Origin of the sequence: Synechococcus sp. CCY 0621 (assembly GCF_019038465.1) — a bacterium.
Lineage (GTDB): Bacteria > Cyanobacteriota > Cyanobacteriia > PCC-6307 > Cyanobiaceae > Cyanobium.
In genome coordinates this window covers 107518-132396 of record NZ_JAFKRH010000014.1, presented here as the reverse complement: position 1 = coordinate 132396, position 24879 = coordinate 107518, and the positions used below count along the sequence as shown (strand labels likewise).

General features: G+C 68.5%; 25 protein-coding genes. 13 read left to right on the top strand and 12 right to left on the bottom strand.

Features of this window, described 5'->3' with window-relative positions:
* Positions 1-128: 128 nt before the first annotated feature.
* From KUG43_RS04560 to KUG43_RS04540, 5 genes are all read right to left on the bottom strand, one after another.
* Positions 129-2975 (bottom strand): valine--tRNA ligase, encoded by a 2847-nt coding sequence (locus KUG43_RS04560; protein ID WP_216906549.1) that lies wholly within the window; start codon positions 2973-2975, stop codon positions 129-131.
* A 44-nt stretch (positions 2976-3019) separates the two neighbouring features.
* Positions 3020-4177: an inorganic phosphate transporter gene (locus KUG43_RS04555; protein ID WP_353617930.1), complete on the bottom strand. Its 1158-nt coding sequence runs from the start codon at positions 4175-4177 to the stop codon at positions 3020-3022.
* Positions 4178-4192: 15 nt separating this feature from the next.
* Positions 4193-4855 (bottom strand): DUF47 domain-containing protein, encoded by a 663-nt coding sequence (locus KUG43_RS04550; protein ID WP_353617929.1) that lies wholly within the window; start codon positions 4853-4855, stop codon positions 4193-4195.
* Between the two features lie 192 nt (positions 4856-5047).
* Positions 5048-5716 (bottom strand): hypothetical protein, encoded by a 669-nt coding sequence (locus KUG43_RS04545; RefSeq protein WP_216906539.1) that lies wholly within the window; start codon positions 5714-5716, stop codon positions 5048-5050.
* 5 nt (positions 5717-5721) lie between these two features.
* A complete protein-coding gene (locus KUG43_RS04540; protein ID WP_286194379.1) occupies positions 5722-8076 on the bottom strand; it encodes an arylsulfatase in 2355 nt (784 codons plus the stop codon).
* A 453-nt stretch (positions 8077-8529) separates the two neighbouring features.
* Here KUG43_RS04540 and KUG43_RS04535 point away from each other — a divergent pair, with 453 nt between their 5' ends.
* Together KUG43_RS04535 and KUG43_RS04530 are read left to right on the top strand one after the other, a co-directional pair.
* Positions 8530-9699, top strand: a complete 1170-nt coding sequence (locus KUG43_RS04535; RefSeq protein ID WP_216906536.1) for a DUF2157 domain-containing protein — start codon at positions 8530-8532, stop codon at positions 9697-9699.
* Positions 9696-10205, top strand: coding sequence for a hypothetical protein (locus KUG43_RS04530; RefSeq protein WP_216906534.1), 510 nt, complete (start codon positions 9696-9698; stop codon positions 10203-10205). Before KUG43_RS04535 ends, KUG43_RS04530 begins: the two co-directional genes overlap by 4 nt.
* 23 nt (positions 10206-10228) lie before the next feature.
* On the opposite strand, the gene KUG43_RS04525 is transcribed toward KUG43_RS04530, so the two are convergent.
* Complete coding sequence (locus KUG43_RS04525; RefSeq protein WP_216906532.1) at positions 10229-10930, bottom strand: Coq4 family protein; 702 nt, start codon at positions 10928-10930, stop codon at positions 10229-10231.
* Positions 10931-10997: 67 nt separating this feature from the next.
* Between KUG43_RS04525 and KUG43_RS04520 the strand changes: the two genes are divergently transcribed.
* On the top strand, positions 10998-12368 hold the full coding sequence (locus KUG43_RS04520) for a lysophospholipid acyltransferase family protein (protein WP_216906530.1): 1371 nt from the start codon (positions 10998-11000) through the stop codon (positions 12366-12368).
* A 3-nt stretch (positions 12369-12371) separates the two neighbouring features.
* On the opposite strand, the gene KUG43_RS04515 is transcribed toward KUG43_RS04520, so the two are convergent.
* Entirely contained in the window at positions 12372-13016 is a 645-nt protein-coding gene (locus KUG43_RS04515) for a 2OG-Fe(II) oxygenase family protein (protein ID WP_216906782.1), read from the bottom strand.
* 133 nt (positions 13017-13149) lie between these two features.
* Here KUG43_RS04515 and KUG43_RS04510 point away from each other — a divergent pair, with 133 nt between their 5' ends.
* Positions 13150-14436: a ScyD/ScyE family protein gene (locus KUG43_RS04510; protein ID WP_216906528.1), complete on the top strand. Its 1287-nt coding sequence runs from the start codon at positions 13150-13152 to the stop codon at positions 14434-14436.
* On the opposite strand, the gene KUG43_RS04505 is transcribed toward KUG43_RS04510, so the two are convergent.
* Positions 14351-14836, bottom strand: a complete 486-nt coding sequence (locus KUG43_RS04505) for a protein phosphatase (RefSeq protein ID WP_216906526.1) — start codon at positions 14834-14836, stop codon at positions 14351-14353. The two genes, KUG43_RS04510 and KUG43_RS04505, sit on opposite strands and share 86 nt — an antisense overlap.
* A gap of 62 nt (positions 14837-14898) precedes the next feature.
* Between KUG43_RS04505 and KUG43_RS04500 the strand changes: the two genes are divergently transcribed.
* From KUG43_RS04500 to KUG43_RS04475, 6 genes are all read left to right on the top strand, one after another.
* A complete protein-coding gene (locus KUG43_RS04500) occupies positions 14899-15153 on the top strand; it encodes a hypothetical protein (RefSeq protein WP_216906524.1) in 255 nt (84 codons plus the stop codon).
* Between the two features lie 203 nt (positions 15154-15356).
* Entirely contained in the window at positions 15357-16526 is a 1170-nt protein-coding gene (locus tag KUG43_RS04495) for an extracellular solute-binding protein (RefSeq protein WP_216906522.1), read from the top strand.
* Entirely contained in the window at positions 16523-17755 is a 1233-nt protein-coding gene (locus KUG43_RS04490) for a mechanosensitive ion channel family protein (protein ID WP_216906520.1), read from the top strand. The genes KUG43_RS04495 and KUG43_RS04490 overlap by 4 nt, the downstream gene beginning before the upstream one ends.
* Before the next feature lie 205 nt (positions 17756-17960).
* On the top strand, positions 17961-18329 hold the full coding sequence (locus KUG43_RS04485) for an AbrB family transcriptional regulator (protein ID WP_015110192.1): 369 nt from the start codon (positions 17961-17963) through the stop codon (positions 18327-18329).
* Between the two features lie 269 nt (positions 18330-18598).
* Positions 18599-18811: a DUF8657 domain-containing function gene (locus KUG43_RS04480; protein WP_216906518.1), complete on the top strand. Its 213-nt coding sequence runs from the start codon at positions 18599-18601 to the stop codon at positions 18809-18811.
* A gap of 201 nt (positions 18812-19012) precedes the next feature.
* Complete coding sequence (locus tag KUG43_RS04475) at positions 19013-19858, top strand: metal ABC transporter permease (protein ID WP_216906516.1); 846 nt, start codon at positions 19013-19015, stop codon at positions 19856-19858.
* Here the strand turns inward: KUG43_RS04475 and KUG43_RS04470 are convergent.
* From KUG43_RS04470 to KUG43_RS04455, 4 genes are read right to left on the bottom strand one after another with little or no spacing between them, the layout of a single operon-like run.
* Positions 19800-20510: a cupin domain-containing protein gene (locus KUG43_RS04470; protein WP_216906514.1), complete on the bottom strand. Its 711-nt coding sequence runs from the start codon at positions 20508-20510 to the stop codon at positions 19800-19802. The two genes, KUG43_RS04475 and KUG43_RS04470, sit on opposite strands and share 59 nt — an antisense overlap.
* A 3-nt stretch (positions 20511-20513) precedes the next feature.
* Positions 20514-21215 carry an anti-sigma factor domain-containing protein gene (locus KUG43_RS04465; RefSeq protein ID WP_216906512.1) on the bottom strand — a complete coding sequence of 234 codons (702 nt, stop codon included), beginning with the start codon at positions 21213-21215 and terminating at the stop codon, positions 20514-20516.
* The gene (locus tag KUG43_RS04460; RefSeq protein ID WP_216906510.1) at positions 21212-21793 is read right to left on the bottom strand and encodes a sigma-70 family RNA polymerase sigma factor; all 582 of its coding nucleotides are present in this window, start codon (positions 21791-21793) and stop codon (positions 21212-21214) included. The genes KUG43_RS04465 and KUG43_RS04460 overlap by 4 nt, the downstream gene beginning before the upstream one ends.
* A complete protein-coding gene (locus KUG43_RS04455; protein ID WP_216906508.1) occupies positions 21790-22788 on the bottom strand; it encodes a DMT family transporter in 999 nt (332 codons plus the stop codon). The genes KUG43_RS04460 and KUG43_RS04455 overlap by 4 nt, the downstream gene beginning before the upstream one ends.
* A 69-nt stretch (positions 22789-22857) precedes the next feature.
* Here KUG43_RS04455 and KUG43_RS04450 point away from each other — a divergent pair, with 69 nt between their 5' ends.
* The 3 genes from KUG43_RS04450 (at position 22858) to KUG43_RS04440 (ending at position 24835) form a co-directional block, all read left to right on the top strand.
* On the top strand, positions 22858-23733 hold the full coding sequence (locus tag KUG43_RS04450; RefSeq protein ID WP_216906506.1) for a hypothetical protein: 876 nt from the start codon (positions 22858-22860) through the stop codon (positions 23731-23733).
* A gap of 111 nt (positions 23734-23844) precedes the next feature.
* Complete coding sequence (locus KUG43_RS04445) at positions 23845-24357, top strand: DM13 domain-containing protein (protein ID WP_216906504.1); 513 nt, start codon at positions 23845-23847, stop codon at positions 24355-24357.
* A gap of 169 nt (positions 24358-24526) precedes the next feature.
* Positions 24527-24835, top strand: coding sequence for a hypothetical protein (locus KUG43_RS04440; protein ID WP_216906495.1), 309 nt, complete (start codon positions 24527-24529; stop codon positions 24833-24835).
* Positions 24836-24879: the final 44 nt, after the last annotated feature.

Sequence of the window (24879 nt, the reverse complement as noted above, 5' to 3'; positions counted from 1 at the left end):
TGGGAATCGGCGAACAACACCGTCCAACGTGATCCCGGATACGGGAAGGTCACGTGTGAAATCAAGGAAATCTGGTATGGCTGATGACCTCCGTTCCATCAGGCGATGTCGCCGGGGGCCATGGCGCCTCAGTCCCCCAGATCCACCAGCCGCTGCCGCGCCAGGGCCGCCTGAGCCTCGGCTTCGGCCAGGTTGGCCTGGCACTCGGCCACCACCTCCGGCGGCGCCTTGCCGGCGAAGTTGGGGTTGGCGAGGCGGCCGGCCAGGCCGCTGATCTCCTTGGTGGCCTTGGCGATGTCCTTCTCCAGGCGGGCGCGCAGGGCGTCGAGGTCGACCAGGCCCTCCAGGGGCAGCAGCACCTGCAGCTCGCCGCTCACCGCCGCCAGGGCCCGGGCCGCCGGCCGGGCCGCCGCCGCTGCCGGATCCAGCACGGTCACGCTCTCCGCCTTGGTGAGGGTGGTGATGTCGTCGCTGCCCTCCCGCAGCACCGCCGCCAGCTCCTGGCGGCCGGTGATGAACAGCACCGGCGCCCCCTGGGAGGGCTTGAGGCCCGCCACGGCCCGCAGGTTGCGCACCACCCGGGTCGCCTCGATCAGCTCGGCGAACGAAGCCTCCAGAGCTTGATCGAGGGCGGCGCTGTCGGCCGCCGGCCAGGGCTGCAGGGCCAGGAAGGTGCCCTCGGGGGTGCCGGTGAGCCCATGCCAGAGCTCCTCACTCAGGTGGGGCATCAGCGGGTGCAGCAGCACCAGCAGCTCCGCCAGCACCTTGGCCAGCACCTGCCGGGCGACGCGCTGGTCGGCCAGCACCTCGGCGGTGAGGGGCTCTCCTTCGGCGGCGGGACGCGGGTTGAGGCGCCGCTTGAGCAGCTCGATCGTCCAGTCGCAGACCTCGTTCCAGGCGAACTCGTACAGCCCCTTGGCGGCTTCCCCCAGGCCGTAGCTGGCGTAGCGCTCGGCCGTCTCGCGCTTCACCCGCTCCAGCCGCGACAGGATCCAGCGGTCGGCGAGCTGCAGGTGCGCCGGATCCGGGGCGCCCAGGCTGGCAGGCGTTTCACCGCCCAGGTTCATCAGGGCGAAGCGGGTGGCGTTCCAGAGCTTGTTGGCGAAGTTGCGCGCCGCCTCCACCGTGGCGGAGCTGCCGTCGTTGCGGTCGTAGTCGAGGCGGATGTCCTGGCCGGCGCCAGCCACCTCCCGCACCAGGGCGAAGCGCAGGGCATCGGCGCCGTAGCGCTCGATCAGCGGCAGCGGATCGATGCCGTTGCCGGCGCTCTTGCTCATCTTGCGGTTGTTCTCGTCCCGCACCAGGCCGTGGATCATCACGTCGGCGAAGGGCATCCAGGCCTTGCCGGCGCCGAGGGGCTGCATGGCGCCGGCCAGCATCGTCATGCGGGCCACCCAGAAGAAGATGATGTCGAAGCCCGTCACCAGCACGCTGGTGGGGTACCAGCGGGCCAGATCGGCGGCCTCCGTCTCGGGCCAGCCCAGGGTGGAGAAGGGCCACAGGCCACTGGAGAACCAGGTGTCGAGCACGTCCGGGTCCTGCTCCAGCTGCAGCGCCCGGCCCGCGGCCCGGGACGCCGCGCCGTGGGCCGCTTCTGCCTTGGCGGCGGCCTGGGCGGCATCGCGGGCGACCACGTAGGGCGTGGCCTCGGTGATCACGCCACCGGTTTCACTCACCACGAACCAGGCGGGGATGCGGTGGCCCCACCACAGCTGGCGGCTGATGCACCAGTCGCGGATGTCGGTGAGCCAGTCGCGGTAGACCTTCTCCCAGCGCTCCGGCACGAAGCGGGGCGCGCCACCATTGAGGGCCTCCCGGCAGCGGGCGGCCAGAGGCTCAGCACGCACGAACCACTGGGTGGAAAGCAGCGGCTCCACCGGCACCTTGCCGCGGTCGGAGAAGGGGACGCTGTGGCGGTGGGGCTCCACTTTCACCAGGAAGCCCTCGGCCTCCATCGCCGCCACCACCGCCTTGCGGGCCTCGAAGCGGTCCAGGCCGGCGAAGCGCCCCGCCGCCGCGTTCATGCTGCCGTCCTTGGCCATCACCGTGATCAGGGGCAGGCCGTGGCGGCTGCCGATGGCGAAGTCGTTGGGGTCGTGGGCGGGGGTCACCTTGACGCACCCCGTTCCGAAGGCCGGATCCACGTGCTCATCCGCCACGATCGGGATCTGCCGTCCCACCAGGGGCAGGGTGATCGTCTGCCCCACCAGGGCGGCGTAGCGGGGGTCGGTGGGATGCACCGCCACGCCGGTGTCGCCCAGCAACGTTTCGGGGCGGGTGGTGGCCACCACCAGGTGGTCGGTGCCATCGGCCGCCGCGCCGCCGCTGAGGGGATAGCGGAAGTGCCAGAGGTGGCCGTCGAGCTCCTTCATCTCCACCTCCAGATCGCTCACCGCCGATCCCGAGGCCGGGCACCAGTTCACCAGGTACTCGCCGCGGTAGATCAGCCCCTGCTCGTGCAGGCGCACGAAGGCCTCCACCACCGCCGCGCTCAGGCCCGGATCGAGGGTGAAGCGCTCCCGGCGCCAATCCACCGAATACCCCAGCCGGCGCAGCTGGCCCACGATCGTGCCGCCGCTCTCCCCCTTCCAGGCCCAGGCCCGCTCCAGGAAGGCGTCGCGGCCCAGATCATCCTTGCTGCCGCCCTCGGCCTTGATCTGCTTCTCCAGGATCGTCTGCACCGCGATCGAGGCGTGGTCGGTGCCGGGCAGACACAGCACGTTCCTGCCCTGCAGGCGCTGGAAGCGCACGATCGTGTCGATCAGGGCCGTCTCGAAGCCGTGGCCCATGTGCAGGCTGCCGGTCACGTTCGGCGGTGGAATCACCACCGCGAAAGGCTCACCACCGGCGCCGGGATCGGGGTGGAAGGCGCCGGCCTCCTCCCAGGCCGCCTGCCAGCGTGCCTCGGTGGCGGCCGGGTCATAGGTCTTGGGGAGGGCGCCGTCGGGGCTGGGGGCGGCTGAGGCCTCGATCACGGCAGGCGGGGGAAGATCTGCCCATGCTCGCAAAGGGGGCGGGTTCACCCTGCCTCCAGCCCCGACGTCATTCCTGCCACTGGGAGCAAGGCGGCACCACTGCTGGACTCGATCGCCGATGGCGTCAGTCCAGGGTCGTGGGGGAGGAAGACCTCCTGGCCAAAGACGTTCTGCACCACGAACAACAGCACGAAGCCGATCACCGCCGCGATCAGTGGCGTGGTGACCCAGCCGGAAGCGATCCCGCCAAGAACCCCCCAGCGAATCTGGCGCACCCCCTTGAACCCCTGCAGCAGGCCGATGCCGAGCACCGAACCGACCACTGCCTGCGATCCCGACACCGGCAACAGCGGAATCGTTGGCAGGCCCAGACTCGCCAGCAGGCTCTCCAGCGCCGTGGAGGAGAAGAGGAACAGCACTAACGAATGGGACACGACCACCACGAAGGCAGCCAGCGGCGAGAGGGCCAATAGGCCGTCGCCCACAGTCATCATCACGCGTCGTGAGTAGGTATACACGCCCACGGCCACGGCGATGGCGCCGATCAGAAACAGCTGCTCCACTGACGAAACACTGAAGCGTCCAACGGTGAGGTCACGGAAGGGTGAGGCCTCCACGAAGAAGCCCATCACATTGCCGATGCCGTTGGCGCCGATCGCATAGGAGCCGAAGATGCCCGCCAGGATCAGACCGGTGCGGGTGTTGCGATCGAGGCAGAGCAAGTGGGGCTGACTGAGGCGGATCCACTCCACCAGCAGCTTGTAAAGCAGCATCGCGAAGATCGCCCCGAGCACCGGTGAGATCACCCAGGTGGCCATGATCCGGCGCAGGGTGCCCAGGTCGGTGGGGGAGCCGCTGAACAGGTTCCAGCCAATGATCGAACCCACCACCGCCTGGCTGGTGGAGGCCGGCAGGCCCACCTTGCTCATCCAGGCCACCGTGACCGCGGCCGCCAGGGCGGCCGTGAAGGCGCCCGGCAGGGCGTTGATGGCGCCCAGCTGTCCCAGTCCCTCGGCTGCGCCGGTGCCGCTGGTGACCGCGCCGATGATCACGAACACGCTGCAAAGGAAAGCGGCGGTGGAGAAGCGGATCATCCGTGTAGCCACGGCGGTGCCAAAGGCGTTGGAAGCGTCGTTCGCCCCCATCGACCAGCCGAGGAACAGACCGCTAGAGAGGAAAATCAGAGTAACGATCAGGGACACCGTGGAAGCTCCTGCTCAGAGCGAGCGCTTGATCGCGAAGATCGAAAGGTCGTCGCCGATGTTCTCCGCCTTGTCAGCCAGGGAGTTGATCATGGCCACGGCCTCACGCAGCTGGGAACGTTGCTCAAAGCTGAGTTCGGTGGCAAAAATCCTGCGCTTGGTCCGCCAGGCGAGCTTGTCGGTTTCATCCTCGAACACCCGCACTTCGTTGATGTGGTCACGCACAGCAGCCGGCGTACGGAAGAACATGCGGGCCGCCACCACCACGGCCTGCACGCAGCGGATCGCCATGGCGGTGAGATCGGCGAAATCCTGACCGAATTCCGGCAGGCCGCGCGGCTGAACGATCATCAGCTCCTGGAAGTTGTCGCCCATCTCGTCGAGCAGTTCGAACAGGCTGCCGAGCAAGCTCAGCACGTCGCCGCGGGCATCGGGCAGCAGCATCTCGGTGTAGAGCATCGTGACGATCGTGCGCCTCAGTTCACTGCAGCTGCGCTTGATCTCAATGATCTGATTCAGCTTCTCCAGGCAGATCTCCGGCCCTTCACTGGTGGTGAGATAGGCCTTGATCCCGATCTCGACGACGATCACACCCTCGGAGATCTTGTCGAGAAACTCATCGATCAGGCCAACCAGAAACCTGGTTTTACCGAATAGCGGTGGGGTTTCGCTGGACACTGGCCTCACCCTCAAACGCGCCTTGCGCCCTTGCACAGTAGGGGGCGTGGATCACCGCCTGCACGCCTGCTGAAGGTTCGTTGCAACCTCAGCCTGCGGCACGGCAGTCGCCGGGTGACGCCGGACAAGCCAATCCCGCACCGGCAGTTGCCCGATGGGCTCAAAGCGGGATCGATCTTCGTGGCCCTGGGCTCACGTGCCGAGGATGTTGATGGCCCTGGCCGCGATCACGGCGATGGTCAGCAGGGAGATGGAGCTTTCGAGCATCATCAGCAGCATGGCCCGGGCGCTGAGTGGGATGGCCCCGGTGGGGCTGAAGGCGGTCGCCGTCGAAAAGCCCAGGAACAGGTAGTCGATGAACGTGGGGCGCCAGTCCGGGCGGACGGCATCGGGCACCCCCTCCTGGGGAAAGAACCAGTCCGCGCGGATGGGCAGACGATTGAGCCTCGCCTCGGGGCCACCGCGATCGACATGCCAGAACGCCAGAGAGAAGGTGACCACGTTGGAGACCCAGATCGCGACCCCGGAGGCGAGCAGCTCAATGGCAGTGAGCTGTCCTCGGCCAAACAGCATCTCCTGAATCAGTACAGCCAGATTCGCCAGCGTGATGCCGCCCACGGCAGCAACGAAGAGCCAGGTGGTGACGCGCTCGATGCGCAACCAGCTGCGGCGGCCGGCCGTCAGTCCAACGGCCAGCATCGGGATCAGAACGGTGGCGAAGAGGATAACGTCGAAGCCGTAGGGAAAGAGCCGGAACCGGCTCGGCAGCCCCCTCTCCAGCACCCAGAGGATGACCACCGCGAGCGCGGCGGACCAGCGCAGTTCGATGCGCAGGGATTTGACGGACTTGCTCTGGGTCATGCCGACTACTGCCGCGCCAGGATCATGCGCATCTTCTCTTCCTGCGACTCCACAGATGTGCCGGTCACATCCACCATCGCCCGCTTCACCGTCCCGGCGAAGGCGAAGGGTGGCTTGTAATCGGGCATGGTGGGTGAACCAGGATCGGCGCCCACCGCCGCCCCCGCCGCCAGGCCCAGGCTCAGGGGAATCGTGACCGGCAGATGGCCCTCACCCACGGCCTGGCCATCCACGAACAGCTTGATCGCCGCTGGGGTGCCCTTGCCGTTGGCGATGTCGGCCGGACCCGTGGGGGTGAACTCCACGCTGAAGATGTGATGGCCGCTGGGAATCGACGCCGTGGACGTGATGCGGAAGTGACTGTCGGCCACATAGTTGTAGCCGTAGGTGAGAAGGCCGTTCTGCACATAGAACGCAAAACCACCGTCGTTGCCCCCCATGCTGAACAGCACCCCATCGGCTCCGCCTTCGGGCACCAGGGCCTCCACCGAGATCGAGTGGGACCGGTTCATCACCCTGGGGGCCGCGTTGGTGGGCACCACCTGGGTGCCGGGGTAATAGACGTAGCGCTGTCGATCGGCGGCGATCTGGGGCCGCTCCACCCCGAAACGCTGGGTGCCGCGGCTGTCGATCGGCAGCACGTTGTACTTGCCGGCCTCCACGTACCACATGCCGATCATGGCGATGAGGCGGTCGCGCTCGCTGGCGGCCAGGTCGTTGGTTTCAGCGAAATCCTCCTCGAGGTTGTAGAGCTCCCAGCCGTGGGCGTCGAGCTGGATCAGCTGGTCGTAGGAGATGGGATCGCCGAACCTGCGGCCCGATTCGCTGAAGGAAGTGCCCGGCCAGGGGCAGACCGCACGCCAGCCCTGGTGATACAGGGAGCGATGGCCGAACATCTCGAAGTACTGGGTGATGTGCTTGCTCGCCGCAGTGGCCTCGTCGAACGAGGAGACCAGGCTGAAGCCCTCGATCGGGCTCTGGGTCACCCCCCGGATGGTGGTGGGCGCCTCGATCCCCAGGGCATCGAGCACGGTGGGCACCATGTCGATCGCATGGGCGTACTGGCTGCGGATCTCCCCCCTGGCGTTGATGCCTTTCGGCCAGCTCACGATGAAGGGATCGCTGGTGCCGCCCCGGTAGGTCTCGCGCTTCCAGCGGCGGAAGGGGGTGTTGCCGGCATGGGTCCAGCCCCAGGGGTAGTGGTTGAAGTACTTCGGTCCGCCGATGTCGTCGATGGCGGCCAGGTTCTGCTCCAGGTTTTCCGGCACGTTGTTGAAGAACTTGCCCTCGTTCACCGATCCGGTGGGTCCGCCCTCGGAGCTGGCGCCGTTGTCGGAGATCACCATGATCAGGGTGTTCTCGTATTCGCCCAACTCCTTGAGGAACGCGATCAGCTCGCCGATGTAGTGGTCGGTGTGCTCCAGAAAGCCGGCGAACACCTCCATCATGCGGGCATACAACCGGCGCTCATCGTCCGAGAGAGAGGCCCAGTCCTGCACGTCGGGATCGTGGCGGGAGAGAGTGGTGTTCGGGGGAATGAGACCCAGCGCCTTCTGGCGGGCGAACGTCTGCTCGCGGTAGGCGTCCCAGCCGTCGTCGAATTGACCCTTGTATTTGTCGGCCCATTGCTTCGGCACATGGTGGGGCGCATGCATGGCGCCGGTGCAGAAGTACATGAAGAAGGGCTTGTTCGGCGCCACCTGCTTGGCATCGGCGATCATCGCCTTCGCCTTCTCCACCAGATCCGGCGTGAGGTGATAGCCCTGCTCAGGAGTTGTCTCAGGTTCCACCTGGGTGTTGTCGCGCACCAGCTCGGGGTAGTACTGGTGCGTGTCACCGCCGAGGAAGCCGTAGAAGCGCTCAAAACCCCTTCCCAGGGGCCAGCGGTCGTAGGGTCCGGCGGCGGAGGTGGCCTCCGCAGGCGTGAGGTGCCACTTACCCACGGCATAGGTGTTGTAGCCCTTCTGCAGCAGAATCTCGGAGAGGAAGCCGTTCTCGAACGGGATGTAGCCGTTGGAGCCTGGGTAGCCCATTGACCCCTCGGTGATGCAGGCCAGCCCGTTGGAATGGTGGTTGCGCCCCGTGAGCATGCAGGAGCGTGACGGCGAGCAGAGCGCCGTGGTGTGCATGTTGCTGTAGCGCAGCCCATCGGCCGCCAGGGCATCCAGATGCGGCGTGGCGATCGGACTGCCGTAGCAGCCGAGCTGCCCGAAGCCCGTGTCGTCCAGAACGATGTACAGCACGTTCGGCGCACCCTCCTTCGCCCGGTTGGGCTCGGGCCAGGCCGGGGTCGACACATCGGCGGTGCGGCCGATCACACCGGGGAAGGCGGTGCCGGGCTTGTATTCGTTGAGGGGCATCGGGGACGTCGCAGCGGCAGTGGTCTTGTTGAGAACGCTAATCAGAGCCTTCTGGGCTAGCCCATGGCCCGCGAAATCGTTGTAAACGTCCTCCCGAGCTGCCATCTCAGCCGGCCACGTGTCTCGTCACCTCGTCGGAAGGGGGGCGTGCGGCATGCGAATGGCACAGCAAGAAGCCTTCGGATCGATGTTGTGGTCATCGCCAGGTTGACCCTGGTGTTGGCGATCAGAATGCGGATCCGATGGCGAGTATTTCGTGGCCCGCACAAGGATTCGGGCCTGGAATGATCTGAACCTCTTGCTGCGAACTTCACCGCCTCCACATGGTGGTCCTGCCAGTGGAATTCGGGCCAGCCGGGTCATGAATGTGGGCGAGGTTCTCGGCAGGCGCAGGGGGGAGGCGCGGGTCGTGGGCCCGTGGTCGCAAAACGCCGCTCCCCCTAGCCTCCAGCCATGGGCGATGGCTGGGAATCACGGCTGGAGCGCTGGCGGCAGGCGGGCCTGATCGACCCCGCAGGCGCCGAGGCCATCCGGGCCTGGGAACGGGCCCAACCCAGCCCCCAACGGCTGCGGGTCCCTGTACTGGTGGCCGTCGCCCTGGGGGGCGTGCTGGTGGCCGCCGGTCTGCTGCTGTTCGTCTCCACCCACTGGGAGGCCCTTGCGCCGGCGCAGCGTTTCGCGCTGCTTCTGGCCCTGGTGGTGGGACTGCACGGGGGCGCCGCCGCTGTGGAGGAACGCTTCCCGCCCCTGGCCGTGACCCTGCACGGGGTGGGCACCGTCACCCTGGGGGCCGGCATCTTCCTGGCCGGCCAACTGTTCCACCTGGAAGCCCACTGGCCCCTGGGGCTGCTGCTTTGGGGCCTGGGCGCTGGCCTGGGCTGGGGATTGCTGCGCCAGTGGCCCCAGCTGGCGCTGCTGGCCCTGGTGGGGCCGGCCTGGCTGATCAGCGAATGGCTGATGGCCGTTAATGGAACCACCCAGGGACTCCAGGGGGGATCCGGGGATCCAACGGCTGTGGCGGCGCCGGTGGCGGGCCTGCTGCTGCTCAGCCTCTCCTATCTGGGGGCGCCGACAGGACCAGGTCCCACCGCGCCGGCGCGACGGGTGCTGCTCTGGCTGGGTGGGCTGGGCCTGCTGCCGGCGGGCCTGCTCTGGCACCTGTTCACCCACTGGGCTCCGGGCACGCCGCCCCCGCCCCTGCCCCTGCTGCTGTCGCTCTGCGGCTGGGCCGTGGCCCTGGGCACCCCCCTGCTGCTGGGCCTGCGCCTGCGGGGGCGGCGCGCCTGGCCGCTGGGGGTGGCGATCGGCTGGCTGCTGCCGGGGTTGGCGATGGCCTGGGGGAGCCATCAGGACGCCGGTGTGTTCACCTACCTCTGGTGGGCCGTCGGCGGCCTGTTGCTCGTGGCCTGGGGAGTGATGGATGGCCGCTCCGAGCGGGTCAACTTCGGCGCTGCCCTGATCGCCATTGACGTGCTGACCTTCTACGTCTCCCAGGTGATGGACAGCCTGGGCCGCTCCGCCAGCCTGATCGGCCTGGGGGTGCTGTTCCTCGGCGGCGGCTGGGGACTGGAGCTGCTGCGCCGCCGGTTCGTGGCCCGCGCCCTGGGCAGGGGGACCCCATGATCCCCGGGCCGGGGCGGGGCCTGCTGGTGGGCCTGCTGCAGGGCGGCCTGCTGCTGATCCTGGGGGGCCAGCTGCTGCTGGATCGGGCCACCCGGCCCCGGGGCTGGATCCTTACCGAACCGGTGGATCCCCATCTGCCGATCCGGGGGCGTTACGTGAACCTGGGCCTGCTGGTGCCTGCCCCCGAGGTGCCGGCCGGCCAGGCCAGGCCCTGGTCGGGCGAACGGGTGGTGCTGTCCTCCGAGGCGGGGCAGGTGCGGGCGACCCTGACCACGGATGCCACCCCCCGCTCCCGGAGCCTTGCGGCGTCACCGCAGGGCGAACGCTGGCGGCTGGGGCCATCGGTGGCCTTCTTCATTCCGCCCGGGGTGGCGGATCCCTCCCGCCGCCCGCCGAGCGAGCAACTGTGGGTGGAGGTGACCCTGCCGGCGCAGGGTCCTCCCCGGCCGATCCGGCTGGGGGTGAAGCGGGGCGACGGACCCATCACCCCCCTGGTGCCGCGCTGAAGCGACCCAGGCCGTCTGCCGCTTCAGCGCATCAGAGCCAGCTCCCCAGGGAAGGGGGTGTGGCGCAGCAGCGCATCGAGGCCGAGCTGCTCGCGCCAGGTGGCAATGGGTGTCGACCAGCCCTCCTCCCAGCGCATCGCCAGCAACCGGGGGCCGAGGCGTCGGGCCACCTCCAGGCCGAAGCGGATGCCATCCCAGATCAGGGCGTCCTCCTCGGGCGCCAGGAAGCCATGGACCATCCAGGCCGAGAGCACGGCGACCGACCCCGGCTGGCGCAGGGCGGAGGCGTAGTAGGCCGAGCCGCTGGCCTCGCCGGCCACATCGGACGGAATCGCCAGAACCACGTGGTGGAGATCATGGGTGGCCCGCAACCGCAGCTGCAGGTAGCTCCCCGGGCCGTCCATCTGGCTGGTGTCCGGCGGCGGGACAGCGTGCAGACCCAGGCGATCGAAGCGCTCCTGGTGGAGCCGGCCCAGGCTGCCGGCAGGCAGTTGCCGCAGCTCCTCGCCCCCTGGCCAGGGACCCCAGTACTGCTCCTCCGCCAGGGCCCGAAGCTCGGTGTCCTTCAGCAGTTGCTCCCTGCCCAGTTCGCCGAGGGGCGAAGCCGTCAGCAGATCCAGCATCGGCAGGGCGTGGGTGAGGGTGTGCTGCGGATCGCGAGCCGTCTCCAGAACCCCCACGGCCGTGCGCAGGGCCCGGTGACGCAGGGCGGGATCGATCTTCATCGCAGAGACGGGCCAACAGCTGGACGTGGGGCCATTCTCCCCATTTCTGCCCGCCTAACCTCCGGCCATGGCCACCGCCCCGCCGCTGGAATTCCTGCCTCCCCAGCTCGATGGCCGGGTGCTGGCGGTGGGGAGGCTGGTGCTGCCGCTCTGGCTGCGGTGGCGCTGCCGGATCGATGCGGTGGAGGTCGAGGGCATGGCGTCGCTCGTGGAGGCGATGCGCTCCTTCCAGGCCAGGGAGAGCCGGCTGCTGCTCGCCTTCCGGCACCCCAGCCTCGATGACCCCCTCAGCATGGCCCAGCTGCTGTGGGTGGAGCTGGCGAGGGCCGGGCTGCGGCAGGGCCTGAACTTCGATCCGGCCCCCACCGGCCAGTTCCTGTTCGACCGCGGCATCCCCCTCTGGGCCGGGCCGGCGATGGGCTGGCTGTTCACCCACCTGGGGGGCGCCTCGATCCAGCGGAGCAAGCTGGATCTGCCGGCCCTGCGCACGGCCAGGCGCCTGCTGCTGGACGGCCCCCACCCCTTCGCCCTGGCGCCGGAAGGGGCCACCAATGGCCACAACGAGTTGCTCAGCCCCCTGGAGCCCGGCACCGCCCAGCTCGCCTTCTGGACGGCGGCCGACCTCGCCGACGCCGGCCGTCACGAACGCATGGACCTGCTGCCGATCGGGCTGCAGTACAGCTACAACACACCGATCTGGGGGGCGATCGAGGCGCTGCTGTGTCGCCTGGAGGAGGGGGCAGGACTGGCTCCCGATCCCAGCCACGACCTGGCCGCCGCCCGGCTGCTGGAGCGGCTGGTGCGGCTCGGGGAGCGCATGCTCGAGCAGATGGAGGCCTTCTACCGCGACAAGGTGCACCTCTGCCTGCCGGACGGGGACGTCCCGGGGGCGGAGGCCGCCACCACCCCCTTCGGGCCCCGGCTGCAGCGGTTGATGGATCTGGCCCTGCGGCGGGTGGAGCTGTCCTTCGGGCTGCAACCCAGCGGCAGCCTCACCGACCGCTGCCGGCGCCTGGAGCAGGCGGGCTGGGATCGGCTCTACCCTCCCCAGCCAGCCAACGCAGCGCCCCTGAGCCCCCTGGCCCAGGGCCTGGCCGACCGGCTGGCGGCGGAAACCGAGGCGCAGCTGTGGCACATGCGCGTGGTGGAGTCGTTTGTTGCCGTGAGCGGCAGCTATGTGGGCGAGCGGCCCAGCCAGGAGCGCTTCGCCGACACGCTGCTGCTGCTCTGGGACACCCAGTGCCGGATCCAGGGCCAGACCGCCAACCAGCGCCCACGGCTGGGCCGGCTGCGGGCGCGGATCAGCATCGACGCACCGATCGTGGTGGACGATCGCATGGCGGACTACCGCCGTGATCGCCGCCAGGCGGTGCAGGCGCTCACCGAGGAGCTGGCCCTCCGGCTGCAGCGGCTGATCGTGCCCTCGGCGCTGGGGTAAGCCTCAAGCGGCGGCAAGACGGGCCACGTAGGCATCCAGCGAACCGACATTGATCCAGCCGGTGGCGATGGTCTTGGTGTGGCTCTGGCTGATGCGGCCCCGATGCAGGTGGGACAGGCTGGCGGGAAAGATCGCCAGCTTCCCCTTGACCGCCTCGACGTGGTGGTCCTGCCAGTGGAATTCGGTGCCGCCGTCCGGCACCGTGTTGAGGTAGAGAATCCAGGCCAGCACCCTGCGGATGGGCTCGGTGGCCTCGTCGCTGGTGTTCCAGTCGCAGTGCCAGCTGTAGAACCCCTCCCCTGGCGCGTAGCGCTGCAGGTTGAAGATCGGATTGACGAACAGGGAACGCTCCGGACAGCAGGAGAGGAACAGGGGGCGCTCGGCCAGGTAGCGCTTCAGGCCAGCGGACACACCCCGCATGATCACGTCCGCCAGGCCCTGGGCCTCGGGGTCGGAGCGGTCGAGCCACACCAGGCTGATGTCGGTGGAGATCTTGCCGGGATCGCCCTCGGCGTCGCCGCCCGGTTCGGCACCGAAGGAGAAGGCGACCCCGCGCCGCTGCAGGTCGGTGCGGCGGTCGAAGAAGGCCATCGCCGCATCGGCCAGGGCCACGTAGCCGGGATCCTCGAAGCTGCCGATCAGCCGCATCCGCGCCCGGGACCACAGGGACATGGAACCTAGAACGGAGGCCCGAAGACCACCGGAGGTGTCCTCGGTGTCTTGACGGGGCCCGCGGGATCGGCAGAGTGCCGCCAGACGCCTCCCCCAGACCGTCCTGCCCATGACGCCGTCGCCGCGGAAACCCCAATCCCCCCAGCGCCAGCTCCAACCTGGCCATGGGCTTCTGGGCCTGGCCCTGGGGGCCTGGGCCGGCGCCGTCCTGCTGGCCGCGGGCGCCCCCTCCGACGCAGCTCCGTACCGGGTCCGGACCCTGGCGACGGGGCTGGAGAATCCGCGGGGGCTGACGATCGCGCCGAACGGCAACCTCGTGCTCAGCGAAGCGGGCCGGGGCGGCAGCGGCCCCTGCCTCGTCGCCGGGAGCCGCAACACCCTCTGCTACGGCACCACCGGGGCCGTGGGCCTGTTCGACCGCTCCACCAACATCTATTCCAGGGCGCTCACCAACCTGCCATCCCTGGCGGTCCAGTCCTCCCCCCTGTTCCCCGAGGGAACGGGCCTGGCGGACCTCGCCTTCAACGGATCCGGCCAGCTCTTCGGCGTCTTCGGCTTCGGTGCCAACCCCACCCTGATCTCTGGCGCGGGCAGCTCCCTCTTCGGAAAGACGGTCGCCATCGACCTGGCCACCGGCAGCCTGACGCCCCTGGCCGACATCGCCGGTTTCGAAGCGGCCCAGAACCCCGACGGCAAGGATCTCAACAGCAACCCCTTCGCCCTGGTGGTGCGCGGGGACGACACCTACGTCACCGATTCCGGCGGCAACAGCCTGGTGAAGGCCGACGGCGCCAACCAGGTGTCGCTGGTGAACGTGTTCCCGGAGGAGCTCGTCACCTCCGCCCAGGCCGTGCCCACCGGCATGACCATCGGCCCCGACGGGGCGCTGTACATCACCCAGCTGTCCGGCTTTCCCTTCGCCCCCGGGAGCGCCGATGTCTTCCGCTACGACTTCATCAACCCGGTGACGACGTTCGCCGGGGGCTTCAGCAACCTGATCGACATCGCCGCCGGACCGGATGATTCGCTTTACCTGCTCCAGTACAGCGATGACTTTTTTGGCCCCCCGTCGGGCAGCATCCTGAAGCTGGGCCTTGATGGCAGCATCCGCACGATCTTCGACGACCTGGTCAGCCCCACGGGGCTGGCGGTCGGACGCGACGGCACGATCTACGTGGCCAACGATGGCGACGGGGTGAACGGCCAGCTGCTCGCCCTCACCCCGGTGCCGACGCCCGGCCCCCTGCCCCTGCTCGGCCTCGGCGTCGCCTTTGCCCAGTCCCGCCGCCTGCGGCGTCGCTGCGGAGTCTTCAGCCGTTCCCTGACTGCCATGGCACCGCCAGCAGCGCCTCCAGCGACTGCCACAGACGACGATCAGGCGTCACCCGTGCACTGAGGCCGACGGCCTGGAGGGCGGCGGCCCCCCGCTCCGGAGCGATGGACCCCGCCGGACCGAAGTCGACGTCGCGACCGGCGTCCAACGGCAGCAGCAGCACCTGCTGCTCGGCCGGATCGGCCATCACCCGCAGGTTCAGCTCGGGCAGCTCCCGCTCGAAGAACAGCCGCCGCATCCGGGCCGTGAGCGCCGGACCCAGGGCAGCCGCGAAGGCCTCCAGGGCCCGGGCCTCGCCGGAGCAGCCACAACTGAGGGCCAGCCAGATCATCAGCTTGGCCCAGCTCTCGGCCGTCCACAGGGGCGGGAAGCTCTCGCGATGGCCGCGCACCAGCTCGGCGATGGCGAAGTCGAACAGGGTGCCCTGCAGGGAGGCCACCGATGGCAGGGGTTCCTGATCCATCCCTCCATCCTGACGGCCAGGCGGCAAACTGCACAAGCAACGTCCGTCCCTGGAGACGCCCGATGGCCCTCGATCTGAATGATCCTGAGCTCGAGTTCGCCGATCTCGTCACCGCCTACCAGAGCTGGGTGATGGCCGTGATCAACGACGAGAAGCTGGGGGGCGAGAAACTCCTCACCGACGACATCGCCGACGACGCCCTGAACGCGATGCGTTTCCTGCCGGATGTGGTGACCAGCGCGATCGAGACGACCCTGGCGCGGGTCTACGACGTGGACCCCGACGAACTCGCCGAGCTGCTCTACCCGGAGGACTGATCCATAACGGCAGGGGTGCCCGCCGCAGCGAACACCCCTAGCCTCCCGGTGTGATTCCCTTCTGCCGCCGCTCCTCCTCCCCACCTGCTCAGGCCCCGTCCGGTCAGGGGCGTTGGCCGGTGGCCATCCAAGTGATCGCCGCAGGGCTTCTCCTCCCGTTGGTGACCGTCCTGGGGGGGTGCCGGGGCCAGCGCCTGCAGCCCATGCTCCGCCCCCTTGAGGGCACGCTGTACATCGCCGTCGGGGTCAGCCAGGAGGCCCTGGACACCGAACTGCAGAAGGAAGTACGGGAACGCACGGCCCTGCTGCAGGCCTCGTTCCGCACCCTGCAGCCGCGGGTTCGGCTCCAGGTGGAAACCTTTAACGAGGAAAGGCTGCGCAATGAACTCCTTGTCCGCAACCGGACGGGCCTGAGCCCCGACCTGCTGCTGGTGAACGAGTCCACGGCCCAGGAGCTGGCCCGGGAACGGCTGATCAGCACCGTGTCCTTCCCGGCCACGGTTCTGGATCAGCTGGATGCAGGCTCCGTGAGGCGGGTGCGGCGCTCGGATGGAACCCTGACGGGCCTCCCCCTGGAGCTGCAGCCCCTGGTGGCCTGCTTCGATCGGCGCAGCGTCAAGCGCAGCCCCGCCACCCTCAGCGAGCTATTGGCGTTCAGTGCCAAGGGAATGGAGGTGGGGCTATCTCTCGATGCGGTGAGCCTGGTCTGGACCCTGGGCCCGCTTGGGGCGATCGACGCCGTGGGAAACCTGCTGGCCGGCGCACCGGCGACCCCGGCGATGCGGACCAGCCTGAATGGCTGGCTGCAGTGGTTGCGCGCGGCGGACCTGCAACAACACGTCACCGTTTACCCCACCGAGACGGAACTGCTGAAGGAGCTGATGGTGGGGACCCTCGACTGGATTCCCTGCCGCAGCATCAACATCACCCGGCTCCGGTCGCGCCTGGGCAGGAACCTGGGCGTGTCCCCCCTGCCCTCCGGCCCCTTCGGCGCCGCCAGCCCGATCACCCGGGAGCGGGTGCTCGCCTTCGGGGTCAACTCCAGTCCGGACCAGCGCCAGCTGGCCCTGGCCCTGGCCCGATTCGCCATCAGTCCGCTGCACCAGCGAGACATGGTCCTGCGCAATCAGTACGTGCTGCCGGTGAACCGGAACGTGGCTCCTCCGGTGAGCAGTTCCTCCGTGGTGGCCGCGATGGTGGAGGGGCGACAACAATCGATTCAGAGCTCGACACTTCGCCTGGAGGGGAAGACCAGCAAAAGCCAGAGGGACGCCTGGCAGGCGCTGCTCACCCGCTTCCTGTTTGATGACCTGAGCCAGCAGGACGCCCTCAAGGGCCTGATCCAGCTGCTGGGAAGCGAGAGGTCCAGATGAACCTGCTGCTCCTGGAGATCGTCGGCTGGTTCGGCTACCTGCAGCGCATCGAGGTGCGCGTCCAGGTGATCCTGCTGCTGCTCGTGTTCCTCGGCCAGGGCCCCCTGGGCCGGCGGCTGGCCCGCCGGTTTCCCCCGGCAGGGCGTCCGAAGGTGATGATCCCCAGCCTGCTGGGCCTGCTGTCGCTGGCCCTTGGGCTGGGCGGCCAGCCTTACGGGCTGCTGTTGCTGGGGCTGTTGCTGTACCTCGGCTGGCTGGGCCTGGGAGGGGTGCGCCTGCTGCTGGGCCGCTTCATCCAGCCCCAGCAGATGCAACTGCTCGAAACCCGGCTGATCCGCCCGGCGTATCTCCTGGTCGCCGTACTGCTGGTGATCCGGGTGTTCGACAACCCCCAGGATCTGGCCCTGATCCCCATCGGCGAATGGTTCGGCTCGGAAGTGACCCTGGGCAGCTTTTTGCTGGCGGTGGTGATCCTGTATGTGCTGGCCATGGGGACGGGACCGCCGGCCCAGGGGATGGCCTGGCTGGTGCAGCGCAGCGTGGGCATCAGCAACGGCAGCCGCCGCGCCCTGGCCCTGATGATTCGTTATGCGGCAGTGGCTTTCGGAATCGTCTGGGCCCTCGATCACGTGGGATTCAACCGCACGGCGATCCTGGCGGTGGCCGGCGGCCTCTCGGTGGGCCTGGGCTTCGGCATCAAGGAAGTCTTCTCCAATTTCGTCAGTGGTTTGTGGCTGCTGTTCGAGGGATCGGTGCGGCCCGGTGAGGTGCTGTTCATCGATGGTGATCCGTGCGAAGTGCGCAGCCTCGGCCTGCGCGCCGCCGTGCTCTGGCGCGACCGTGATAATGCCGAGCTGGTGATCCCGAACCAGACGTTCTTCACCAGCACCACCGTGACCTACACGGGCAGCGACACGCTGCGGCGCAGCCAGGTGCTGGTGAGCGCGGCCTACCACCATGATCCGGAGGAGGTGATCGCCCTGCTGGAGGCGACGGCCCGCAGCCAGAAACGCATTCTTCCCAACCCGGCGCCCAAGGGCCTGTTGCTCCGCTACGGCGATTCCTCCATCGACTACGCCCTGCGCTTCTGGATCGCCAATCCGATGGATAACGTCTCCATCTGCAGCGAAGTCCAGGCCGGCATCTGGCGGGCCTTCCGGGACCGGGACATCGAGATCCCCTTTCCCCAGCAGGTGCAGTATCGGGTGGAGGGTCCACCGAAGAGCTGACGGGGATGGCGGACTCAAGGTTAGCCCGCGCGGCCGGATTGCGTCCCTACGGCCATGGCCACCGATCGGTGGGGAGAGTACAGCCGCCGACACGAGAGCGGCGGCAATGCATAGGGACGGAGGGCGCGGAGAGCCGCACCTGGGCCAACTGGCGATCGCAGGCCCAAGTTGTACAATTTCACCCAATACCAACCGCCATTGCATCATGCTCAAAGGTGCCGATCTGCTCGCCAAGGTGAAAGAGCTCGGAGACGCTTCAAAATCGGATCTGGTGCGCAGCTGCGGCTACGTGAGCACCAAGAAGGACGGCAATGAAAGGCTGAACTTCACGGCTTTCTACGAAGCGCTTCTCGATGCCAAGGGGATCAACCTCGGCGACGGCGTAGGCAAGGCCGCCACCAAGGCCGGCCGCAAACTCGGCTATACCGCCAAGGTTCAGTTCAACGGCAACCTGCTGGTGGGCAAGGCCTACACCGCCATGCTGGGCCTCGAGCCGGGCGACGAGTTCGAGATCAAGCTGGGTCGCAAGGCGATTCGCCTGGTGCCGGTGGGCGGCTCCGACGACGACGAGTGAACCGATCGTGAACGGCAGCTGGCCTGTGAAGGAATGTTCAGACCTGCGCTGTAGCCGTTACTGCTGATCTAGAACGATCTTGTGGAGCAGGGAGACCGATCAACTCCCCACTGCTTTCGCAATGTAACCCCCTTGGGCCCGCCCCGAGGGGGTTACGCATTTGTAGGGACAGAACGACCGCCATGTGACTTGGAATGCACACCAAGGGGGTTCTCGTCAATCATTCTGCAACTTTCTGTTACGTTTAGGGCTGATGCGTGGTCTGACCCATGCCTTACCCCACCCCCCATTCCTCCGCAGCTCCCCACCCTGGCGGCTTCGTACAGCTGAGCAGTCGCCAGGGCGGCACCTACCAGGTCATCAGCATCGACGAAGAAACCGACAGCTGCTGGGTGCGGCGCTGGCCCCTGACCCGTCACGGATCCCCCGCCTTCTCCGTGGCCCTGCCGGACCTCCGCCCCCTGCAGACGACGGGCCGCTGAACCTTTTCCCCTTGCCCTGAAACGGAGCACTCCCATGATCCCGATGGGTTTCGTCGTCACCTCACGCCTGTTCTGTCGGGCCGGTCGCCTGGTGCTGCTGGCGGCTTCCCTGGCTCTGGTCGGCGAGGCCCTGGCCCACGCTGCCTCCTGACGGCAGGGGAGCCCGGGCAGCCTGGGTACCCTGGGCCGATGGCCGTGGACATGACGGAGGGATCGACCCTGGTGGACCTGCTGCAGCTGCCGTTCATGCAGCGGGCGCTTCTCGGCGGGCTGTTGAGCGGCGCCCTCGGCGGGGTGCTGGGAAGTTTTGCTGTGCTGCGCCAGCTCTCCTTCTTCAGTGACGCCCTGGGCCATTCCGCCCTGCTCGGCATCACGCTGGGAATCCTGCTGGGCATCGATCCCACCCTGGTGCTGATCCCCTTTGCGGTGCTCTTCGCCCTGATGACGAACCAGCTGGTGCAACGCAGCCGCCTGCCGGCGGATGCCCTGCTGAACATCGTCTACTCCTCATCGCTGGCCATGGCCGTGGTGGCCCTGAGCCTGCTGCGGGTCTACAAGGGCGGCATCCAGCAGCTGCTCTTCGGCGACATCCTGGGGGTCACCTGGCTCGACCTCGGCCTGATCGGGCTCCTGCTTGTCGTCACCACCGGCTACCTCACCCTCACCCGGCGCGACCAGGTGCTGCTCACCCTCGACGAACCCCTGGCCCGTTCCCGAGGGGTCGCGGTCTCCGTGCACCGGCTGCTGTTCCTGATCCTGCTGGCCGTGGTGGTGGCCATCTCCGTCAAGGCCGTGGGGGTGCTGCTGATCAGCGCCTTCGTGGTCATCCCCGCCTGCGCCTCGCGGCTGGTGAGCCGCCGCTTCGACACCTATGTGGTGCTGGCCGCCGGGCTGGGGGCCGCCTGCGCCGTGCTGGGCCTGCTGCTCTCGGCCGCCTTCGCCCTGCCGTCGGGCCCGAGCGTGGTGATCGCCCAGCTGGTGGGCTTCCTTACCGCCCTGGCGCTGGCTCCATGGCGGGGAATGGCGGCGCCAGGTGGCCGGTCTTGACCCAGATCAGGCAACCGCTGTGGCTGAAGGGGGCATGGCGGCTGCCGGGCGGGTTGCGTAGCCAGGTGCCCGCCGGATAGGCACCCTGCTCGTCTTCGAACACCCCGTCGAGCACGAAGATCTCCTCGCCCCCGGAATGGGCGTGGAGAGGGAAGCGGGTGTCCGGCTGCCAGCGCACCAGGGCCACCTGTTCGGTCCCGAAGCCGTGCAGGGGCAGCACGGTCAGTCCAGCGACCAGGCCAGGCACGAAGACAGAGCGCCGGGTGTCGATCACGACCCGTGTCTGGTCGGCCGGATCCATCTGCCGCAGTTTCACCAGGATGGTGCATCCGGCCGCACTGAAGGGGGCATGGGCGGAGCCGACCGGGTTGCGCACGTAGGTGCCCGGGCCGTAGTCGCCGTGCTCATCGGAAAAGACACCTTCAAGCACAAGGAACTCTTCGCCGCCGCCGTGGTGATGGGGGGAAAAGCTGCTGGCGGGGGCGTAGCGGACCAGCGAGGTGGCCCGGGCGACCTCGCCGCCGTCGCGATCCAGCAGGCGCCGCTCCACCCCGGCCAGGGGGGAGGGGAGCCAGGGCAGCATGTTGCTGTCGACGACGGCCCGTTGGCCCAGATCGGCATGCACGTCCGTAGAGAAGGGAAAGACGGCCATGGATCAGATCGAACTGGTGAGCACCATGGGTCCCCTGGGGACCGTGCCGGTGGGGTCGCCCTCGACGCTGATGCTGACACCGCTGGCCTCGCTGGTGGGCGACAGGGGGATGGGCATGGCCACCTGGCCGCGGGCGTTGGGCACGAAATGGACGCATCCCACGGTCTGTCCCTTCACGGTGGCCCAGAGCCGGTAGGTGTGATGGGGCGGCAACGCCGGCAGGTCGGTGAGCTTGAGCAGGTTGTGGGTGCGGTTGCCGGTGACCAGCACCTCCCCCGAGGCCGTCTGGCCAGGCTGCACCGCCTGCAGGGGCAACATCCGGCGTTCACCGGGCAGGCCGGGTGGCGGCAACTGCCGCTGCAGGTCTGCCAGTTGCTGGCGGGTCTGGTAGAGCTCACCGCCCAGCAGCAGCAAGCCGACGGCCAGCAGGGAGGGGCCCAGCCAACGCCGCCACTGACCCAGCTGGGGGCGGGGTTGCAGCAGTCGCCGGCGCAGGGCGGCGGGAGGCTCCGCCGTGGCCGGCAGCGCCAGCGGCAGCAATTCCAGGGTGGTGCTGAACTCCTCCAGGCGCAGGCGTAGCTCGGGCCGCTGCCGCAGCAGCACGGCCAGCTGCTCCCGCTCGGCTTCTTCCAGGTCTCCCAGGGCATGGCCTGCCAGGAGGGCGTCGATGCGGTCGGCGTCGGCGGGGATGGTGTCGGGTGTCATGGCTGGTCGGGCGAGTCGTGGAGCAGGGCGCGCAGGCGGATCAGCCCCTGGCGGGCGCGGGTCTTGACGGTGCCGAGGGGCAGTTTCAGCAGGGCACCGATCGCGGACTGGCTCAGGCCTTCGTAGTAGGCCATCTCCAGCACCTGGCGCTGGTTGGCGGGGATGGCCGCGAGGGCGCCCCGCACCCTCTCCGCCAGATCCTCGGCCTCAGCGCTGTCATGGGGCGTGGCCACGGCCGCTGGGAACAGGTGCTGTGACCAGCGTTGCACCAGCTGCCAGCGGTTGGCGCGCTGGTTGAGGCGGTTGATGGCCATCGAGCGCGTCAGCAGCAGCAGGTAGGCGAGCACCGGCCCCCGGGCCGGGTCGTAACGCCCCTGCTGCCAATAGCGCAGGAAGACGTCATGGGTGAGGTCTTCGGCTTCGTGGCTGGAGCGGCACAGGCGCAGGGCCAGGCGGTACACCGGAGCGCTGCAGGTGTCGTACAGCTCCGCCAGATCGCCGCCATCGTCGGACGGGCCCTGGAGGGCCCCCCGCTGGGGCGAACGGCGGGGGGGAGCGTCGGCGTCGGAGGGTGTCACGACCGGGGGGGCATTCGGCGGGGTTGCCGTTCTTCGGATACCGGCGAGGGATCCGATCGGATGGGGCGGGGCCAGCGACTGACGCCCACACCGGCCAGCACCAGGGCCGCGCCGCCCAGCACCGGGCCGCCCAGGGGCTCCCCCAGCAGCAGGGCGGCGCTGAGGACCGCCACCACCAGGGCCAGGGAGCCCCAGAGGGAGACGACCGCCACGCTGCAGCGGCGGTAGGCCTGGCGCAGGGCCAGTTCCCGGCCCAGGGACAGGGTGATGGCATAGAGCCCGATCACACCCACCACCCACCAGAGACGCAACAGCAGGAAGTGGTGCGGGCCGAACAGCACCAGCGCGATGGCGCCGAACACCAGGGCGCTCAGCAGGGTGGGGGCCCCGACGGCCACCGCCGCCGGCCAGCGGTGGCGGGCAACGCTGCGGCCGCTGACGGCCGAGCCGGCGAAGGCCAGCACCCCCACCAGGGCCCAGGCGATGCCGGTGGCGTCATCCATCCGGCCGCTGGCCATCGCCATGGCCGCCTGCGGCAGCAGCAGACCGGCGCCGATCAAGGCCAGGCTGAGCCAGAAGCCAGGGGGCAGGGCCTCCCCCAGCAGCCAGCGTGCCAGCAGGGCCGAGACGGGCAGCACCAGGGCAAACAGCAGGGTCTGACTGATCACCGACAGGGATTCCAGGGCGAAGTAATAGGCCACGGGCCCGAGGAACAGGCCCAGGCCGCCATGGAGGGCCAGCAGGCGCCGGTCGGCGGGGCCCAGCCGAGCCAGATCGGCGATCAGGGTGCGCCGTCCAGGCAGCAGGGACGCCAGGGCGACCGTGAGCTGGGCCAGGAAGAACACGTTGCAGAAACTGATCGGGTTCTCGCCCTGCACCGGATTCGCCAGGCCATGGTCCTGCAGCCCCTTGAGCACGGTGGCATCCAGCCCCCGCAGCAGCACATAGAGCAACAGCGGCAGCTGACCCGGGATTGGCCACAGTGTCCTGCCCATCGGAATCGGCACCGTCATCTGCCCAGGATGGAGCGCTCCTACTGTTCTGGGCGTCGGCATCGGGTTGTTTTGCGCCTCCCCACCGTCCTGAGCCAGCTGTCGCGGCCGGCGCACAGAACGCTCGACCACCAGCGCAGCCCCTGGACCAGCCTCTGGCGCCAGCCGGTGTCGATGGCGATGCGGATGCCCTGGCCGGTGTTCTTTCTGGCGATGACGCTGATCTACCTGGCGGAGGTGCTGGTCTTCGCCCTGGCGTTTCAGCTGGATCCCGGCCATGTGCAGGCCGACGGCGTGGTGGGGGTGCCGGATGGCGGCATCTTCGCGCTGCAGAACCTGTTCAGCGCCAGCTTCCAGTCCGCCATGGTCAGCTCCCCTTACACCCTGGGCCTGGCGGCGGGCCAGCGAATGGTCGCCATCCTGACCACCGCCATGGTCACGGGACTGTTCTTCCTGCGCTTCACCCAGGTCGATTCGCCCCTGCGATTCAGTCGGCAGCTGTGCCTCAGCGGCTGGCCCGATGGTCACCTCAGTTGTCGCTTCGTCACCGCCGACCCCAGCTACTGGCTGAAGGTGACCTACGCCATGGTCCTGTTCGTGGATGAGGAGATCGAGCCCGGGGTGTGCCAGCGACGCATCCATCCGCTGCCCCTGCTCAACGCCGCCACACCCCAGCTGCATCTGACGGCCGTGCTGAGCCACCGGCTGACGCCGGACAGCCCCCTGCTCCAACTTGGGCTCGACGCCATCGCCAGGGCCAGTGGGGCCGTGATGGTGCTGGTGGAGGGCTCCGACGAGGTGACCGGATCGTCCCTTCTCCAGGTTCACCACTACCGGTTGGAGGACATTCTCCGGGGCCGTACCTTCGCCGATCTGGTTTCCGCGGACAGCCAGGGGCGGCGCCGGGTGGATTTCGGGGCCCTTGACCGCACCGTGCCGATCGGCTGAGAGAACCCCCAGTCCAATCCGATCCAGCGGCTCACGGGTAACTCGTGGTGAACGGGGGCCGTGCCGCTTCGCTGCCCGGTCCCCTGACTCGCCACTCTCGCCACACCCCCGATGTCACGCTCCTCCAGGGCACTCCTCCGCACCGGCGCCCTCACCGTGGTCGCGGCCGCAGCGCTCTTCGGTGTTGCCCTCCACGCTGCACCGCTCCAGAGCCCCCTGCTCGCCCAGATGTCCCCCACCATGGGCGGACCATCCAAGGGAATGGGGATGGCCATGGCCAAAGGCAGCTTCCGCAAGGCAGAGGCACCCGTGAGCGGTGGCTTCACCATCAGCGAGGAAGGCGGCAAGAAGGTGCTCACCCTCAGCGGCGACTTCAAGACCAACGACATGGCGCCTGATCTCTGGGTGGCCTTCAGCCCCTCCGCCGCGCCCCTGGCCATGAGCAAGGCCCCAGCCTTTCCCCTCAAGCCCGGCAGCTACACGCTGCTCTCGAAGCTGAAATCCAGCAAGGGGGCCCAGAGCTACGTGATCCCCGCTTCGATCGATCTCAAGGCGCAGAAATCGGTGCTGATCTGGTGCCAGAAGTTCAACGCCACGATGGCCTGGTCTCCCCTGAAGCCCTGAGCAGCGGATGGACGCCGTCTCACCCAGGCCAAGCACCCCCTGGCGGCCTTCGAAGGGGGAGTCCCCCGGCTGGGACGATTGCTGCATGTGCTGGTCGGCACGGTGGTGGCGCTGGCCACGCTTTGGCGGGTGAAGCGGCCCCTCTACCGAGTCAGCTTCATCCTCTTTGGTGGGCCAGCGACAACCCCCTCGATCCGGTCTCCTGGCAGTCGCACTTCTGGGGTGGCATCGGTCTGGTCGGCCTGATCCTGTTCTCGGTGGCTACCGGCCCGAGATCCACCGGCACCTGCGCTGGCGGCGGCTGCACATCAGCGCCATCGCCCTGACGGCGCTTGTGTTCCTTGCCCAGGGACTCACCCGGCCCAGGGATCTGCTGGAGATGCCGCTGAGCTGGCGGAAACCCACCGTCCACGCCTGTGACGCCAGGGCGATGCTCGGCTCGGCCCTCGCTCCAGCGGTGGCTCCCGCTGCCCCTTGAGGGCATCGCGACTGACCCCACGGGCCACGGTCATTCCTTTTCCC

Bases quoted from the DNA above. Each gene is read 5' to 3' on its own strand.
- KUG43_RS04480 (WP_216906518.1), top strand. From the start codon at position 18,599: ATGCCTTACCCCACCCCCCATTCCTCCGCAGCTCCCCACCCTGGCGGC.
- KUG43_RS04545 (WP_216906539.1), bottom strand. From the start codon at position 5,716: ATGACCCAGAGCAAGTCCGTCAAATCCCTGCGCATCGAACTGCGCTGG.
- KUG43_RS04540 (WP_286194379.1), bottom strand. From the start codon at position 8,076: ATGCCCCTCAACGAATACAAGCCCGGCACCGCCTTCCCCGGTGTGATC.
- KUG43_RS04455 (WP_216906508.1), bottom strand. From the start codon at position 22,788: ATGGGCAGGACACTGTGGCCAATCCCGGGTCAGCTGCCGCTGTTGCTC.
- KUG43_RS04525 (WP_216906532.1), bottom strand. From the start codon at position 10,930: ATGAAGATCGATCCCGCCCTGCGTCACCGGGCCCTGCGCACGGCCGTG.
- KUG43_RS04470 (WP_216906514.1), bottom strand. From the start codon at position 20,510: ATGGCCGTCTTTCCCTTCTCTACGGACGTGCATGCCGATCTGGGCCAA.
- KUG43_RS04495 (WP_216906522.1), top strand. From the start codon at position 15,357: ATGCTCCGCCCCCTTGAGGGCACGCTGTACATCGCCGTCGGGGTCAGC.
- KUG43_RS04505 (WP_216906526.1), bottom strand. From the start codon at position 14,836: ATGGATCAGGAACCCCTGCCATCGGTGGCCTCCCTGCAGGGCACCCTG.
- KUG43_RS04535 (WP_216906536.1), top strand. From the start codon at position 8,530: ATGGGCGATGGCTGGGAATCACGGCTGGAGCGCTGGCGGCAGGCGGGC.
- KUG43_RS04465 (WP_216906512.1), bottom strand. From the start codon at position 21,215: ATGACACCCGACACCATCCCCGCCGACGCCGACCGCATCGACGCCCTC.
- KUG43_RS04485 (WP_015110192.1), top strand. From the start codon at position 17,961: ATGCTCAAAGGTGCCGATCTGCTCGCCAAGGTGAAAGAGCTCGGAGAC.
- KUG43_RS04515 (WP_216906782.1), bottom strand. From the start codon at position 13,016: ATGCGGCTGATCGGCAGCTTCGAGGATCCCGGCTACGTGGCCCTGGCC.
- KUG43_RS04520 (WP_216906530.1), top strand. From the start codon at position 10,998: ATGGCCACCGCCCCGCCGCTGGAATTCCTGCCTCCCCAGCTCGATGGC.
- KUG43_RS04500 (WP_216906524.1), top strand. From the start codon at position 14,899: ATGGCCCTCGATCTGAATGATCCTGAGCTCGAGTTCGCCGATCTCGTC.
- KUG43_RS04445 (WP_216906504.1), top strand. From the start codon at position 23,845: ATGTCACGCTCCTCCAGGGCACTCCTCCGCACCGGCGCCCTCACCGTG.
- KUG43_RS04510 (WP_216906528.1), top strand. From the start codon at position 13,150: ATGACGCCGTCGCCGCGGAAACCCCAATCCCCCCAGCGCCAGCTCCAA.
- KUG43_RS04530 (WP_216906534.1), top strand. From the start codon at position 9,696: ATGATCCCCGGGCCGGGGCGGGGCCTGCTGGTGGGCCTGCTGCAGGGC.
- KUG43_RS04490 (WP_216906520.1), top strand. From the start codon at position 16,523: ATGAACCTGCTGCTCCTGGAGATCGTCGGCTGGTTCGGCTACCTGCAG.
- KUG43_RS04475 (WP_216906516.1), top strand. From the start codon at position 19,013: ATGACGGAGGGATCGACCCTGGTGGACCTGCTGCAGCTGCCGTTCATG.